At 69.8% G+C, this 14446-nt stretch carries 13 protein-coding genes and 1 pseudogene; 11 read left to right on the top strand and 3 right to left on the bottom strand.

Features of this window, described 5'->3' with window-relative positions:
• Positions 1-160: 160 nt before the first annotated feature.
• A pseudogene (locus tag JGS39_RS11500) lies at positions 161-838 on the bottom strand (NADPH-dependent F420 reductase); the annotation flags it as partial.
• Between the two features lie 174 nt (positions 839-1012).
• On the opposite strand from JGS39_RS11500, the gene JGS39_RS11495 reads away from it, so the two are divergent.
• From JGS39_RS11495 to JGS39_RS11450, 10 genes are all read left to right on the top strand, one after another.
• Complete coding sequence (locus JGS39_RS11495; protein ID WP_219568736.1) at positions 1013-1564, top strand: GH25 family lysozyme; 552 nt, start codon at positions 1013-1015, stop codon at positions 1562-1564.
• Positions 1565-1722: 158 nt separating this feature from the next.
• Positions 1723-2142, top strand: a complete 420-nt coding sequence (locus JGS39_RS11490; protein WP_236063538.1) for a MarR family winged helix-turn-helix transcriptional regulator — start codon at positions 1723-1725, stop codon at positions 2140-2142.
• 35 nt (positions 2143-2177) lie between these two features.
• The gene (locus JGS39_RS11485) at positions 2178-2447 is read left to right on the top strand and encodes a hypothetical protein (protein WP_219568734.1); all 270 of its coding nucleotides are present in this window, start codon (positions 2178-2180) and stop codon (positions 2445-2447) included.
• Between the two features lie 535 nt (positions 2448-2982).
• On the top strand, positions 2983-4116 hold the full coding sequence (gene chvE, locus JGS39_RS11480; RefSeq protein WP_219568733.1) for a multiple monosaccharide ABC transporter substrate-binding protein: 1134 nt from the start codon (positions 2983-2985) through the stop codon (positions 4114-4116).
• Positions 4113-5684 carry a multiple monosaccharide ABC transporter ATP-binding protein gene (mmsA, locus tag JGS39_RS11475; protein WP_236063534.1) on the top strand — a complete coding sequence of 524 codons (1572 nt, stop codon included), beginning with the start codon at positions 4113-4115 and terminating at the stop codon, positions 5682-5684. The genes chvE and mmsA overlap by 4 nt, the downstream gene beginning before the upstream one ends.
• Before the next feature lie 5 nt (positions 5685-5689).
• Positions 5690-6925 (top strand): multiple monosaccharide ABC transporter permease, encoded by a 1236-nt coding sequence (gene mmsB / locus JGS39_RS11470; protein WP_236063533.1) that lies wholly within the window; start codon positions 5690-5692, stop codon positions 6923-6925.
• A 25-nt stretch (positions 6926-6950) separates the two neighbouring features.
• Entirely contained in the window at positions 6951-8108 is a 1158-nt protein-coding gene (locus tag JGS39_RS11465; protein WP_219568732.1) for an aldose epimerase family protein, read from the top strand.
• A 114-nt stretch (positions 8109-8222) separates the two neighbouring features.
• The gene (locus JGS39_RS11460) at positions 8223-9755 is read left to right on the top strand and encodes a carboxylesterase/lipase family protein (protein ID WP_236063532.1); all 1533 of its coding nucleotides are present in this window, start codon (positions 8223-8225) and stop codon (positions 9753-9755) included.
• Between the two features lie 172 nt (positions 9756-9927).
• Positions 9928-11094 carry a S1 family peptidase gene (locus JGS39_RS11455; RefSeq protein WP_219568730.1) on the top strand — a complete coding sequence of 389 codons (1167 nt, stop codon included), beginning with the start codon at positions 9928-9930 and terminating at the stop codon, positions 11092-11094.
• A gap of 523 nt (positions 11095-11617) precedes the next feature.
• Complete coding sequence (locus tag JGS39_RS11450) at positions 11618-13108, top strand: UDP-N-acetylmuramoyl-L-alanyl-D-glutamate--2,6-diaminopimelate ligase (RefSeq protein ID WP_219568729.1); 1491 nt, start codon at positions 11618-11620, stop codon at positions 13106-13108.
• A gap of 48 nt (positions 13109-13156) precedes the next feature.
• Here the strand turns inward: JGS39_RS11450 and JGS39_RS11445 are convergent, their stop codons facing one another.
• Entirely contained in the window at positions 13157-13606 is a 450-nt protein-coding gene (locus JGS39_RS11445) for a GNAT family N-acetyltransferase (RefSeq protein WP_219568728.1), read from the bottom strand.
• Positions 13607-13869: 263 nt separating this feature from the next.
• On the opposite strand from JGS39_RS11445, the gene JGS39_RS11440 reads away from it, so the two are divergent.
• Positions 13870-14157 carry a DUF2087 domain-containing protein gene (locus JGS39_RS11440; RefSeq protein ID WP_219568727.1) on the top strand — a complete coding sequence of 96 codons (288 nt, stop codon included), beginning with the start codon at positions 13870-13872 and terminating at the stop codon, positions 14155-14157.
• 42 nt (positions 14158-14199) lie between these two features.
• Here JGS39_RS11440 and JGS39_RS11435 read toward each other — a convergent pair whose 3' ends face one another.
• Positions 14200-14388 carry a DUF6630 family protein gene (locus tag JGS39_RS11435; protein WP_219568741.1) on the bottom strand — a complete coding sequence of 63 codons (189 nt, stop codon included), beginning with the start codon at positions 14386-14388 and terminating at the stop codon, positions 14200-14202.
• Between the last annotated feature and the right edge of the window lie 58 nt (positions 14389-14446).

The raw sequence follows: 14446 nt of genomic DNA, 5'->3' as shown, positions 1-14446 counted from the left end.
TCCGGTACCCGCCCCTGCCGGGTGGGCGCGTGTCCCGTGTCCCCTGCCGGCTGGGTGCGTGCCCCGTCCCCCCTGCCGGGTGGGCGCGCGTCCGGTACCCGCCCCTGCCAGGCGGGCGCGTGTCCCGTGCCCTGCCGCGCAGCAGCCGGACGACGGGGCCTCAGGCCCGCCAGTCGGCGGTCCGCTCGGCGGACGCCGAAGCCAGGGCCTTCTCGATCGCCGCGACATCACCGCGGTCGCCGTACACCGGCGTGCCCGGCTGCTGGCGCCACGACTCGTCGAGCCCGCCCGCGTCCACGGTGTCGAAGCCCAGCTCGTCGATCAGGTCGCGGACGGTCCGCTTCGCCGCAGCGTCGTCCCCGGCCACCGGCAGCGCCTGACGGCCCGCACTCCCGCTGGGGCGGCCGTTGGAGAGGATGTCCTGTGCGTAGGTCCCGTTGAAGGCCTTGATGACGGGGTGACCGATCTGCTCCTCCGTCCACCGGCTCTCCGGCAGGCCGTCCTCGATCGCCGCGATCCGGCCGTCGCGCTCGCGCGGGTAGTAGTTCCCGGTGTCGATGACCGCGACGTCCTCCGCAGCACCGTCGAGGAAACCCGGAGGCAGGGCCGGGACGGCCTTGAGCGGAACGGTGACGACCACGATCCGGGCGCCCTTCGCCGCCTCGGCGGCGGTGACGGCGGTCGCACCGGTCTCCTCGACCAGCGCGGTGAGGGTCTGCGGACCGCGTGAGTTGGCGACGGACACGTCATGGCCGAGCGCGGTGAGGCGCCGGGTGAGGTTGCCGCCGATATTCCCTGCGCCGATGATGCCGATCTTCATGGATCCGACCTTCCGCTGGTGCGTGCGTGACGTGAAACGGGTCTCGCCGGTTCACCAACCGCTGTCGGCCCGGAGCTATTCCATGCGCCGGCGCACCGATTCTCCCGGCTCGTCGGACGGATGGGAGCCGTATGTGCGGGCACGTATCAGAGAAGGAAGTGGAATGACCGGACCATGTGTGAGGCGGTACCCATGCTGCACGGTGTCGACGTCAGTGCCTATCAGCCGTCCTTCGAAACGGACGGGCTGGACTTTGTCTTCATCAAGGCCACCGAGGGCCGTTCGTACATAAATCCGCGTCTGGCGGCGCAGGCCAAGCGGGCCCGGGACGCGGAATGCGTGGTCGGGTTCTACCACTTCCTCTGGCCGGGGAATATCACGGCTCAGGCGGAATACTTCCTCAGCAAGGCACCGGAAAAGGCGGGCGAGCTCCTGGCCGTCGACTGGGAGCAGAACGGCGAGGGCACCCATGCGAGCAACGCCGAGAAGGACCGCTTCATCCGCGAGGTCAAGCGGCTGCGTCCGCACCACAAGGTCCTGCTCTACTGCAACCGCTACTTCTGGCTGAATCACGACACGACGTCGTACGCCGGGGACGGCCTCTGGATCGCCGACTACGTCACCGCCGGAAAGCCGCGCATCAAGGCGTCCTGGCGCATTCACCAGTACACCGACGAGCCGCTCGACAAGGACGTTGCCGCCTTCTCCTCCCGGGCGGCCATGCAAACCTGGGCGCGGGGCTGAGAGCGGGGGAGAGGGAGTGGGAGGCGCAGCGATGTGATCGCCGGAGCGCCGCCCCGGGCGCAGTCGGGGGCGCATACCCGCTATGGGTATGCGCCTACGATATGCGGGTGAACGAGAACGAGACACCGCCCAGTCTCCTGGGACTCACGACCTACCTCATGTCCAGGACGGGCAAGTCCGCGCGGAGCCGCCTTGCCGAGCGGCTGGCCGACCGCGGTCTGCGGCTCCGGCACATGGCTGTGCTGGCCGCGCTGGTTGATCTCGGCCCCCATGTGCAACGGGAGCTGGCGGTGCGGCTGGCGATCGACCGCAGCGACATCGTGAAGATCATCGATGAGCTGGGCGCGGCCGGACTGGTGGACCGGGCGCGCGACATGACCGACCGACGGCGCGTCACCGTCAGCGTCAGCCCGGCGGGTCGTGCGCTGTACGACCGCCTTCAGGCTGACGCGAGGGCCGTGCAGGACGACGTTCTCGCACCGTTGAACGCACGCGAACGCGCCCGGCTGACGACCCTGTTGATGCGTGTCCACGGGCATCTCCAGGACGGCGCAGGGGCACAGCGGGCAGGTCGCTGACCCATTCCGTGCCCCGGGTGCGGCAGACTTCCTCGGTGACCACTGCCGCGGCTCAGCCGCCTCGTGACCGTGCACTCGGGCGCGGAATCTCCACTCTCATTCCGCAGGCCGCGACCGCGACGCCCGCCGAGCAGGCGGCCGCCGTGCTCACGGCCATGCAGAGCGTTCCGGTACGGGTGGGCGTGCTCCAGGCCGCCGTCGTGCTGCTGGAGGAGCGGGTGCGCGCCACGGGCGACGAGGCGGAGCGCGCCGCGGCGGCGACCACCGTAGCGATGCTCCGCAGCGCCATCGGCCAGGCAGGCTGAGCGCCGCTGCGCCGGACGGGCCGGCTCGGGGCGTGCCGGGGTGGGGCGTCCAACCTGCACGGAACGCGGAGGTCGTGACCTGGTGCCGTGGCAGGCAACGCTTGCCCCGTCGCGACGCCCGGCACGCACGCTCGCCGCACCGGCCGAAAGGCCGAGTGCGTCCAGCACGAGGACTTCCGGCCGGCACGCCGAGAGCACGCACCGACGCCGCTCCCTTACGGGCAAACGTTGCCCGCCGCGGCACCAGCGGCCGAAACTGCCTGCTGCTGGTGGGAGTTGCCGCGACGACGCTTGCGTGACCCATTGACAGTCTCCCCGCTCCCTCACTACCGTCACGCCAACATTTCGAACGCATGACGAGATTTCGAACGACGGTCAGCTCAACCGCCTTGCCCCGCACGGGTGCGCCCCGGGCGGTGGGTCTTTGAGTGCGCCCGACCGTCGTGCACGCCGAACCACGTCCGAAATACCGAACCATCGATGAGGGCGACGCGGCCCGCCCAGCCGCTCCCCTCGCACCCCCGGAGGACCGACCATGCGCACCTCACGTACCGCGTCCGCCCCGCGCGTCGCCCGGACCGCAACGGTCCTCACCGCCCTGGCCCTCTCCCTGACGCTCGCCGCCTGCGGGCAGAGCAGCGAGGGCGGCAGCAAGGACAAGAAGACGGGCGGCAAGGGCTCGACCATCGGAATCGCGATGCCGACCAAGTCGTCGGAACGCTGGATAGCCGACGGCAGGAACATGGCGGCCGAGTTCAAGAAGCTCGGTTACAAGACCGATCTGCAGTACGGCGAGGACGACGTCGACCAGCAGGTGTCCCAGGTCGAGAACATGATCACCAAGGGCGTGGACGTCCTCGTGATCGCCGCCATCGACGGCCGTGCCCTCAGTGACGTGCTGCACCAGGCGGGCGAGCAGGGCATCAGGGTCATCTCGTACGACCGGCTCATCCTCGGCAGCCCCGATGTCGACTACTACGCCTCCTTCGACAACGAGAAGGTCGGCGAGCTGCAGGCCGGCTACATCCTGGACAAGCTCGGGCTGAAGTCCGGCACCGAAAAAGGGCCGTTCAACATCGAGCTGTTCGCCGGATCCCCCGACGACAACAACACGCGCTACTTCTTCCAGGGTGCCTGGAAGGCGCTCAAGCCGTACATCGACAAGAAGCAGCTCGTCGTCCGCAGCAAGCAGACGAAGCTGGACCAGATCACCACGCTCCGCTGGGACGGCGGTACCGCTCAGAAGCGCATGGACGACCTCCTCACCAGTGCCTACTCCTCCGACCGGGTCGACGCGGTGCTCTCCCCGTACGACGGCATCTCGATCGGCATCATCTCGGCCCTGAAGTCGGACGGATACGGCACCGGCTCCAAGCCCTACCCCGTCGTGACCGGCCAGGACGCCGAGGTTGCCTCGGTGAAGTCGATCATCGCCGGGCAGCAGACGCAGACCGTCTACAAGGACACCAGGGCCCTCGCCAAGCAGGCCGTCCAGATGGCCGACGCCGTTCTGAACGACAAGAAGCCCGAGGTCAACGACACCACGACGTACGACAACGAGAAGAAGATCGTCCCGTCGTTCCTGCTCGACCCGGTGAGCGTCGACAAGACCAACTACAGCGCCGAGCTGGTCGATTCCGGCTACATCAAGGAGAGCGACCTCCGATGAAGACCCCGACGGCCGGCCCGCCGGCCGCCGCCGTACCCGTCCTGGAGATGCGGTCCATCGTCAAGACGTTCCCCGGGGTCAAGGCGCTCTCCGACGTCTCCCTGACCGTGGCCCAGGGCGAGGTCCACGCCATCTGCGGGGAGAACGGCGCAGGGAAGTCGACCCTGATGAAGGTCCTGAGCGGAGTCCACCCGCACGGCAGCTACGAGGGCGAGATCCGGTTCAGGGGAGAGAACTGCGTCTTCAAGGACATCCGGGCCAGCGAGGCGCGGGGCATCGTGATCATCCATCAGGAACTCGCCCTGGTGCCGTACCTCTCCATCGCCGAGAACATCTTCCTCGGCAACGAACACGCCACGCGCGGCTTCATCAGCTGGAACGAGACCCTGCGCCACGCCGCCGTCCTGCTCGACCGGGTCGGTCTGCGCGAGCACCCGCAGACCAGGGTCGCGGACATCGGCGTCGGCAAGCAGCAACTCGTGGAGATCGCCAAGGCGCTCTCCAAGAAGGTGGAACTGCTGATCCTCGACGAGCCGACCGCCGCCCTCAACGACGAGGACAGCGCCAAACTCCTCACGCTCATCAAGGAGCTGAAGGGCCAGGGCATCTCGTCGATCATCATCTCGCACAAGCTCGGCGAGATCACCGAGGTCGCGGACTCCGTCACCGTCCTGCGCGACGGCCGGACGGTGGAAACCCTCGACGTGCGCTCCGGATCGACCACCGAGGACCGCATCATCCGCGGCATGGTCGGGCGCGACCTCGACCACCGCTTCCCCGAACGCACCCCGTACGAAGGCGACCCCGGAGCACATCCCGCGCTGGAGGTCCGTGACTGGACCGTCCACCACCCGATCGACCAGCACCGCAAGGTGGTCGACCACGTCTCCGTCCTGGCCCGCCGAGGCGAAATCGTCGGCATCGCCGGGCTGATGGGCGCCGGCCGCACCGAACTCGCCATGAGCGTCTTCGGCCGCAGCTACGGCCGAAACATCAGCGGCACGGTCCTCAAGGACGGCAAGGAGATCCGCACCCGCACCGTCTCCGAAGCGGTCCGCCACAAGATCGCGTACGTCACCGAGGACCGCAAGCAGTACGGCCTCAACCTCATCGACACCATCGGCCGCAACATCAGCCTCGGCGCCCTGGACAAGGTCTCGCGGCGCGGGATCGTCGACGAGCACGAGGAGACCCGCGTCGCCGAGTCGTACCGCACCTCCATGAACATCAAGACCCCCACGGTCTTCGAACAGGTGGGCCGCCTCTCCGGCGGCAACCAGCAGAAGGTCGTCCTCGGCAAATGGATCTTCGCGGGCCCCGACGTCCTCATCCTCGACGAACCGACCCGCGGGATCGACGTCGGCGCGAAGTACGAGATCTACTCCGTCATCGACCGGCTGGCCGCCCAGGGCAAGGCTGTGGTGCTCATCTCCTCCGAACTGCCCGAGCTGCTCGGCATGTGCGACCGCATCTACACCATGGCCGCCGGCCGGCTCACCGGCGAAGTCCCGCGCGCGCAGGCCACCCAGGAGGTCCTCATGCGCCATATGACCAGCGACAAGAGGTAGCAGGAATGCCCCAGGCCACCACCGACACTCCGCAGCGCACCGGCAAGCAGTCCCCGGCCGCGCCCCCGGCGACCGGCAGCCTCCTCCTGGACGCGGCCCGCCGCAACATGCGCCAGTACGGGATGCTCATCGCCCTCGGGCTGATCGTCGTCCTCTTCGAGATATGGACCGACGGAGTCCTGCTCAAGCCGAACAACGTCACCAACCTCGTCCTTCAGAACAGCTACATCCTGGTTCTCGCCATCGGCATGATGATCGTCATCATCGCCGGGCACATCGACCTGTCCGTCGGCTCGCTGGCCGCATTCGTCTCCGCGGCCGCCGCGGTCATGATGGTCGAGCACGATGTCCCCTGGGTCCTGGCCCTCGTGCTCTCCCTGATCGTCGGAGCGGTCGCGGGCGCCTGGCAGGGCTTCTGGATCGCGTACGTCGGCATCCCGTCCTTCATCGTCACCCTGGCCGGAATGCTGCTGTTCCGGGGCGGCACACAGATCCTCCTGGGCAGCCGCTCGCTCGGCCCCTTCCCCGAGGGCTTCCAGAAGATCTCCACCGGATACCTCCCCGAGATCGGGCCCGAGACCAACTACCACAACCTGACCCTCCTCCTGGGCTGCGCGCTCCTGGCCTTCGCCCTCCTCCAGGAGGTCCGCGACCGGCGCCGTCAGCTGCGCTACGAACTGGACGTCCTGCCCCGCAACATCTTCCTCGCCAAGTGCGTGGCCATGGCCGCGGCCGTACTCGCCTTCACCATGACCCTGGCCAGCTACCGCGGTGTCCCCGTCGTACTCCTCCTGCTCGCCGGTCTGCTCATCGGCTTCGGCTACGTCATGCGCAACGCCATCGTCGGCCGTCATGTGTACGCCCTCGGCGGCAACCGCGCCGCCGCGAAGCTCTCCGGCGTCAAGGACCAGCGCGTCACGTTCCTCGTCTTCGTGAACATGGGTGTACTCGCGGCGCTCGCCGGCATCGTCTACGCCGCACGCCTCAACGCGGGCGTGCCCCAGGCGGGAACCAACTTCGAACTGGAGGCCATCGCCGCAGCCTTCATCGGCGGAGCCTCCATGAGCGGTGGAGTCGGCACGGTCTTCGGTGCCATCATCGGCGGCCTCGTGCTCGGAGTACTCAACAACGGCATGTCGCTCGTGGGGATCGGCACCGACTACCAGCAGGTCATCAAGGGCCTGGTGCTGCTCGCCGCCGTCGGCTTCGACGTCTACAACAAACGCAAGGTCGGCTCGTAACTCCCTCCTCGTCAAGGAGTCACCCATGCCCAGCACCACCAGACGCACCGTGCTGACGGCCGCGGCCGCCGCAGGGATCACCACCGCCACGGCCGGTGCCGCCCACGCCTCGGACCGCCGTGGCCGCACGCCGGCCAGGGAGCTCTTCGGCCGGCTCGCGGACGGCACGGCGGTACACCGCTGGACCCTGAGCAACGGCGGGACCACCCTCAAGGCCCTGTCCTACGGCGGCATCATCCAGTCCCTGGAGACCGCCGACCGCCACGGCAGGACCACCGATGTGGCTCTGGGGTTTGACAACCTCGACGACTACGTCGCCAAGTCGCCCTACTTCGGCGGACTGATCGGCCGCTACGGAAACCGCATCGCCGACGGACGGTTCACCCTCGACGGCGCCACCTACCAGCTCCCCGTCAACGACGGCCCCAACAGCCTGCACGGCGGTGACCGGGGCTTCGACAAACGGATGTGGGACGTCGAGCCCTTCACCCGAGGCGCCGACACGGGCCTGGTCCTCACCCGGACCAGCCCGGACGGCGAGGCCGGATACCCCGGCAACCTGGCCGTCCGCGTCACCTACACCCTCACTCCGCGCGGCGCCTGGCGCATCGACTACGAGGCGACGACCGACCGGGCCACCGTCGTCAACCTCACCAGCCACACCTACTTCAACCTGGCGGGGGAGGGAAGCGGCACGATCGACGGCCATCTGCTGGAACTGGCCGCCGCCCGCTACACCCCGGTCGGCTCCACGCTCATCCCGACCGGCGAGCTCGCCCCCGTCGCCCGCACCCCCTTCGACTTCCGCCGCGCCAGAAGCATCGGCCCCCAGGCCCGCACCCCGCACGAGCAGACCGTGATCGCTCAGGGCATCGACCACAACTACGTACTGGACAAAGGGATCACGTCCCGGCCCGAGTACGCCCTCACCGTCACCCACCCCGAATCCGGCCGGGTCATGAAGATGTACACCACCGAGCCCGGCATGCAGCTCTACACTGGAAACTTCCTCGACGGCACCCTCACCGGCACCTCCGGCCGCCTCTACCGGCAGGGCGACGCCTTCTGCCTGGAGGCCCAGCACTTCCCCGACGCACCCAACCAGCCGTCCTTCCCCTCCACCGTGCTGCGCCCCGGCCGGACGTACCGTTCGACGACCCTGCACACGTTCTCCACCCGTTGACGCACCACCCCTGTGCGGTGACGGTCAATGCGCTCGCATCGCGGTGGGCCGCTCTGTCATTCTGATCTTCCTGCCGCCCGGCCGCGGCGGCGAGCGAAGGACGGCAGAGCAGCCTTGACCAGTCTTTTCGACACAGCGAGCGGCCGAGTACGCGGACGCGCCCCGGACCGGGGCGTCATCGCCGTACTCGGCATCCTGTACGCCGAACCGCCCTTCGGCACGGGCCGGTTCAGGCAACCGCGCCCACGGCGCGCCTGGACGGGTGTCCGCGACTGCGTGGAGTACGGCGCGGTCTCGCCGCAGTCGGCGGAGCTGCCGGGCGCACCGCGCTGGTCCCCGGGCGACGAGGACATCCTCAGCCTCAACGTCTGGACCCCCGAGCGGGGGAGCGGGGCCGAAACCCGCCCCCTGCCGGTGCTGGTCTGGATCCACGGAGGGGCCTACACCTTCGGGTCGAGCGCCCAGCCGGACTTCGACGGCGCGGCGCTCGCCCGCGCCGGCCTCGTGGTGGTCACCTTCAACTACCGGGTCGGGTTCGAGGGCTTCGGCCACGTCCCGGCCGACGGCGAGGACGGCTGCCCGCCGAACCGCGGACTGCTCGACCAGATCGCCGCACTGGAGTGGGTGCGCGACAACATCGCCTCCTTCGGCGGGGCGCCGGACGACGTCACCGTGGCCGGTCAGTCCGCCGGGGCGACATCGGTGGCCTGCCTGATGACGATGGACGGGGCGCGGGGGCTGTTCCGGCGGGCGATCGCGCACAGTGCGGTGGGCCCGGTCTTCGCACCGGAACTCGCCGAGCACCTCGCACGGAAGGTGGCCGCCGAGGCGGGGGTCCCCGCGACGCACGCGGGCCTGGCGGCCGCGTCCCCGCACGCCCTGGTGCGGGCGTCCGACGCGGTGGCGGACGGATACCGGCAGGACCCGCACTCCGGACAGATCTCCTGGGACCCCGTCATCTTCGGCCCGGTCGCCGACGGCCGTCTCCTGCGCGCCGACCCGCTGGGCCCCCTGGCGGCCGGGGAGGCCTCGGACGTGGATCTTCTCGTCTGCCACACCACCCAGGAGTACTGGCTGTTCGACGCCGTCGGCAGCAGCGCCGAGGTCACGACGGCGGCGGAACTGAGCCGCTTCGCCAAGGACTTCGGGATCCCGGACGCCGTGCTGGAGGGCTACCACCGGATCATGCCCGAGGCGTCGGTGTACGAGATCTACCTGGCGGTGTGCGGGGACATGATGTACGGCGAGTACAGCAACCGGCTCGCCGTCGCGCATGCGCGGGGCGGCGGGCGTACCTTCCTGTCGCGCTTTGCCCGGCAGCGGGGTGGATCTCAGCCGGGGGTATACGCCTGGCACTGTGCGGACGTTCCCTTCGCCTTCGGGAACATCGCCGACGAGAGCGCCCATTTCCTGATCGGTGGTCCACCGACGCAGGAGGACCACCTCCTCTCGGCCCGGATGGTCGCGGCCTGGGCCGGATTCGCGGCCACCAGTGAGCCGGGGTGGCAGCCGCTCGGCGACGCGTCGCGGGATGCGATCAGGATCTGGGGAGCGACGGACGCGGCCGCGGGACCCGGCTTCTGGCGCGACGGTGAGGCTCTGCGGGAGCTGTGGGGCACGTTCACCTACCGTCCGGCACAGGCCTGACGCGGACTCGCCGGATCGGGCGGCCCGCTCAGTTCGTCATTGGCATGGACCTGCTAACGGTGCTCGGCTACAGTCCGGATCGGCACACTCTGAGAGCGCTCTCAAGCGAGTCGTCTCCCGGACGCCTGCTGTTCCTCCCCCACATCGCCGGAACAACAGAAGGGCCAACACCATGAGACGCACCACGGCCTTACGCACCGCCCTGTCCGCCGTGCTCCTCGTCGGAGCCTGGGCGGGAGCGGGCTTCCCGTCCGCCCAGGCCGCCGACGCCCCCGTCACCGGTGCCCGCACCGCCTCCGACACGCGGCAGGCGTCCGCCGGTCTGCTGGCCGCCATGCAGAAGGACCTCGGCCTGACGGAAGGCCAGGCCAGGGCGCGGCTCTCCGCGGAGAAGTCGGCTACCGCGATCCAGCCCGCCGCACGACGCGCCGCCGGAGCGTCGTACGGCGGCTCCTGGTTCGACCCGTCGACGGGCGGGCTCACCGTCGCCGTCACCAGCGAGAAGCAGGCAGCCGCCGTACGGGCGACGGGCGCCGCCGTCCGCCTGGTGGCGCACACCGCGCGCAGCCTCGACGCCGCCAAGGCGAGGATCGACCGGCTCCGGGCACCCGCCGGTGTCAGTAGCTGGCACGTCGACCCCGAAGCCAGCAAGGTCGTCGTGAACGTCGTCTCCTCGGCGCGGTCCGACAACGATGTCCAGCAGTTCGTCGAACGGGCCCGGGACGCCGGCCCCGTCACTGTCGAGCACTCCGCCGAGGCCCCGCAGACGTTCTCCGCCGGGACCGTCGGGGGAGACCCGTACTACACGGGCAACGTCCGGTGCTCCATCGGCTTCTCCGTGTACGGCGGCTTCGTCACCGCCGGACACTGCGGACAGGCGGGCGCCTCCGTCAGTGGCTGGGACGGATCGGGCATAGGCAGCTTCCAGGGGTCCTCCTTCCCCGACAACGACTACGCCTGGGTCAGCGTCGGCAACGGGTGGTGGACCGTCCCCGTGGTGCTCGGCTGGGGAACAGTCTCGGACCAGCTGGTACGCGGCTCCGCCGTGGCGCCGGTCGGGGCCTCGATCTGCCGCTCCGGTTCCACCTCGCACTGGCACTGCGGAAGCGTCCTCGCCACCAATGAGACGGTGAACTACAGCCAGGGCGCGGTCCACCAGATGACCAAGACCAGTGTGTGCGCCGAACCCGGCGACTCCGGTGGGTCCTTCATCAGCGGGGACCAGGCACAGGGCGTCACCTCGGGCGGCTGGGGCAACTGCAGCTCCGGCGGTGAGACCTGGCACCAGCCGATCAACGAGATCCTGAACCGCTACGGGCTGACCCTGCACACGGCCTGACACCGGACGACCGGCCCCGGGGACCTGTCGCACGGGAGCACCCCGCTCCCGCGTGGCAGGCCCCCGGCGCGCGTACGAGCCCCCTCACTCACTCACCCACCACGACCGGCTGCGACAAGCCGGTGTCACCGGCCCGGCGACCTCACCCGGACCACCTCCGCGCCTGAATGCGACGACGACCGGGACCCGGCACCGTCCACGGGACGTACACTCCCCGTATGGGTCACACAGATGCGGTGAGGGAGTGCCTGCGACAGGCGTCCCAGCTGCTGTGCCCCGCCGCTCCCCAGGCGCGCTGCCGCGCCCTGCACGGCCACGGCTGACCAGGACCCCACCGCCACCGGCCGTTCCGCGACGAACTTCCCGTCCCGGCCGCGCATTTTCGCTCCGCCACCCTGAGCCGTCCCACCCCTTCGCTGCGCAGACCGCAGCACCCCGCACCCTGCGCAGTTCCCGCGGCGCGCCGTCGGCAACCCCGAGACGGTGGCCCACGGGCCGAGCCGCATTCTCGAGAGGACCCCGCATGAACCTGAGGGAGTTGCTGGCCGGTCACGATCACGAGGTCCTCCTCGGCGATCCGGAGACCCCGATCACCGCCGGAGCGCGCTTCGACGCCCATCGCGTCACGCCCGGCTCGCTCTACATCGCCGTACCCGGGCATCTGGAGGGCGGCCCCGAGGCCGTCGGCCCGGCGCTGGCGCGCGGAGCCGTTGCCGTGCTCCTGGACAGCGGGGCGCCGGAGATCCTTGCCGCAGTGCATGCCTCGGGTACCGGGGCATGCGTCGTGCGGGTGGCGGACACCCGGACCGCGGCGGCCGTCGTGACCTCCCGGTACTTCGGAGAGCCCGGCCGCGCGATGAACATGGTGGCCGTCACCGGCACCAACGGGAAGACCTCGGTCTCGTACATGGTCGAGTCCCTACTGAGGATCGCGGAGGGTGCGAAGGTCGGAGTGATCGGAACGGCGGGCAGCCGCATCGGCGACGCGCTCATCCCGATGCCCCGCTCGGTCCTCTCCACGCCGGAGTCACCGGACTTCCAGTACCTCCTCGGCCGGATGCGCGACCAGGAGGTCTCCACCGTGGTCCTGGAGGCCACATCGATGGGACTGCTCCACCACAGGGTCGACCACGCCTTCCTGGACGTGGGCATCTTCACCAACCTCACCCAGGACCACCTGGACGACCACGGCACCATGGAGCACTACCGCGACGCCAAGCTCCGCCTCTTCCAGGGGATGTGCCGCAGCGCCGTGGTCAACGTGGACGACCCGGTGGGGGCCGCGATCGTGCCGACCATGCCGGGCCGGGTCACCACGTACGGCATCGACGCACCGGCCGACTTCCGTGCCACCGACCTGCGCATGGACGCCTTCGGCACCAGCTTCACGCTCCACCACGAGGGCAGCAAGTATCCGGCGGCGATCCCGGTTCCGGGCCGCTTCTCCGTTTCGAACGCACTCGCCTCCCTGGCGGCCTGTCACCTCCTGGGCCACGACCTCGCAGGGCTGGTTGCGGCGCTCGACCGGATGCCTCCGGTTCCCGGCCGGCTCGAACGGTTCGAGACGCCGCGCGGCACGGCGGTGATCGTGGACTACGCCCACTCCCCGGACTCCCTGGACAAGGTACTGAGCGCCGTACGGGACTTCGCCACGGGCCGGGTCATCACGGTATTCGGCTGCGGGGGAGACCGGGATGTCACCAAGCGGGCACGTATGGGCGAGATCGCCGGGGCCCGCTCCGACCTCTGCGTCCTGACCTCCGACAACCCGAGGAACGAGGACCCCGAGGCGATCATGGACCAGATCGCGCCGGGCCTCAGGGCCACGGGCACAAGGTTCGAACGCCACGCGGACCGGCGGGCGGCGATCGCCCACGCCCTGTCGGTGGCCGGACCCGACGACATCGTGCTGGTGGCGGGGAAGGGCAGTGAGCCCTACCAGATTGTCGGCGACCAGCTCATCCCCTTCAGCGACATGGCGACGGTGCGCGAACTCGCCGCCGTCCAGGACTGACGGCCGGCCCTCTGCGACTCCCGCAGAGCGCCGCCTTCCGCTGTGGCCTCAGGCCAGCCGCAGATCGATGAACGGCACGCTGTCACCGGGCAGTACGTAGCGCTCTGTCTCGACGAATCCGCGGCCGAGTGCGAACCGCAGCCCCTCCGGGTTGGACTCCAGCACGCACGTCTCGATCACGTCGGCGCCGAGCGCGCGTGCGTCCGTCAGAGCACGTTCGTACAGCTGTCCGCCGAATCCCCTGCCGCGGTGGGCCGGCAGTATTCGCGCGATCACGGTGGCCACCGAAGCGCCGCCGGCCGGGGGCCGCACGGTCGAGCAGCCGATCGGAACCACGTCGAGATACGCGACGGTGAGCCGGTTGCGTCCGGCACGCTCGCGCACCTCGTCGAGCGACAGCACGGCCGTGGGGATGATCGTGTTGTGGACGTACTGCCAGTCCTTGAGCGCGGTGTCGCCGTCCACCTGCTCGATCTGCTCGATGCGGAGTTCAGTCATCGCAGCAGGAAACCGTGAGGGTACGCGCACGTCAACTCGTGCGCCCTCCGGCAGGCTTCGGACTGCGCGGCGACACGTGGCCCAGCTCCGTCCGGGACCGCCGAGGAGTACCGGAGCCGCCGAGGAGTACCGGGACCACCGAGGAGTACCGGTGCGGCCGAGGAGTACCGGGACCGCCGAGGAGTACCGGAGCCGCCGGGTAGGACCGGGCCCACCGAGAAATCTGTTGCCGAGCGCCGGATCCGGCTGAGAGGCTCCGGGGCATGTCCGACCAACGATCAAGCTCCAGCCATGGTGTGGCCGCCCTCTTCTCCCAGGGGCGGCTGACCGCGATCCCGCGCAAGACGGCACGTCGCGAACAGCTCCTGGAACACCTCGCTCACACGCTGTTCCGGCCCGACCGGACCTACACCGAACGCGAAGTCAACGACGCCCTCCTCACCGTCCACGAGGACTGCGCCGCGCTCCGCCGCTATCTGGTCATCGGCGGCAAGCTGGCCCGGACCAAGGACGGCGTCACCTACCGGCTCCTGGCCCGCCCGGTGGTGTGACAGCCCGGCCGGTGCCCGCCCGCGGCCCCTTCGGTCCCACCATCAGACTTCCCGTGCCCGCGCGGTGAAACCCGCTCGCTTCGCAAGTACGGTCAGCTCCTGCACCCGTGCGGCGCGCGGACCCACCACGGGGTAGCAGTCGGACTCGATGTCCAGGACGGCCGGCGCCGCGCCGACATCTGCGTAGTGCCGCCCACAGCGCCGCAGCAGTTGCCGACGCCGTACGGCCATCGTCGGGTCCGGACATGGTGAGCGCTCCTCGGCCAGTCGTGCGACCGCCTCCGACAGT

Source organism: Streptomyces poriferorum (assembly GCF_019399235.1).
Lineage (GTDB): Bacteria > Actinomycetota > Actinomycetes > Streptomycetales > Streptomycetaceae > Streptomyces > Streptomyces poriferorum.
Note: the sequence above shows the minus strand (reverse complement) of the source record. Positions and strands in the feature narration are given on the sequence as shown.

Bases quoted from the DNA above. Each gene is read 5' to 3' on its own strand.
- JGS39_RS11495 (WP_219568736.1), top strand. From the start codon at position 1,013: ATGCTGCACGGTGTCGACGTCAGTGCCTATCAGCCGTCCTTCGAAACG.
- chvE (WP_219568733.1), top strand. From the start codon at position 2,983: ATGCGCACCTCACGTACCGCGTCCGCCCCGCGCGTCGCCCGGACCGCA.
- JGS39_RS11455 (WP_219568730.1), top strand. From the start codon at position 9,928: ATGAGACGCACCACGGCCTTACGCACCGCCCTGTCCGCCGTGCTCCTC.
- JGS39_RS11490 (WP_236063538.1), top strand. From the start codon at position 1,723: ATGTCCAGGACGGGCAAGTCCGCGCGGAGCCGCCTTGCCGAGCGGCTG.
- JGS39_RS11440 (WP_219568727.1), top strand. From the start codon at position 13,870: ATGTCCGACCAACGATCAAGCTCCAGCCATGGTGTGGCCGCCCTCTTC.
- mmsA (WP_236063534.1), top strand. From the start codon at position 4,113: ATGAAGACCCCGACGGCCGGCCCGCCGGCCGCCGCCGTACCCGTCCTG.
- JGS39_RS11465 (WP_219568732.1), top strand. From the start codon at position 6,951: ATGCCCAGCACCACCAGACGCACCGTGCTGACGGCCGCGGCCGCCGCA.
- JGS39_RS11450 (WP_219568729.1), top strand. From the start codon at position 11,618: ATGAACCTGAGGGAGTTGCTGGCCGGTCACGATCACGAGGTCCTCCTC.
- JGS39_RS11445 (WP_219568728.1), bottom strand. From the start codon at position 13,606: ATGACTGAACTCCGCATCGAGCAGATCGAGCAGGTGGACGGCGACACC.
- JGS39_RS11435 (WP_219568741.1), bottom strand. From the start codon at position 14,388: ATGGCCGTACGGCGTCGGCAACTGCTGCGGCGCTGTGGGCGGCACTAC.
- mmsB (WP_236063533.1), top strand. From the start codon at position 5,690: ATGCCCCAGGCCACCACCGACACTCCGCAGCGCACCGGCAAGCAGTCC.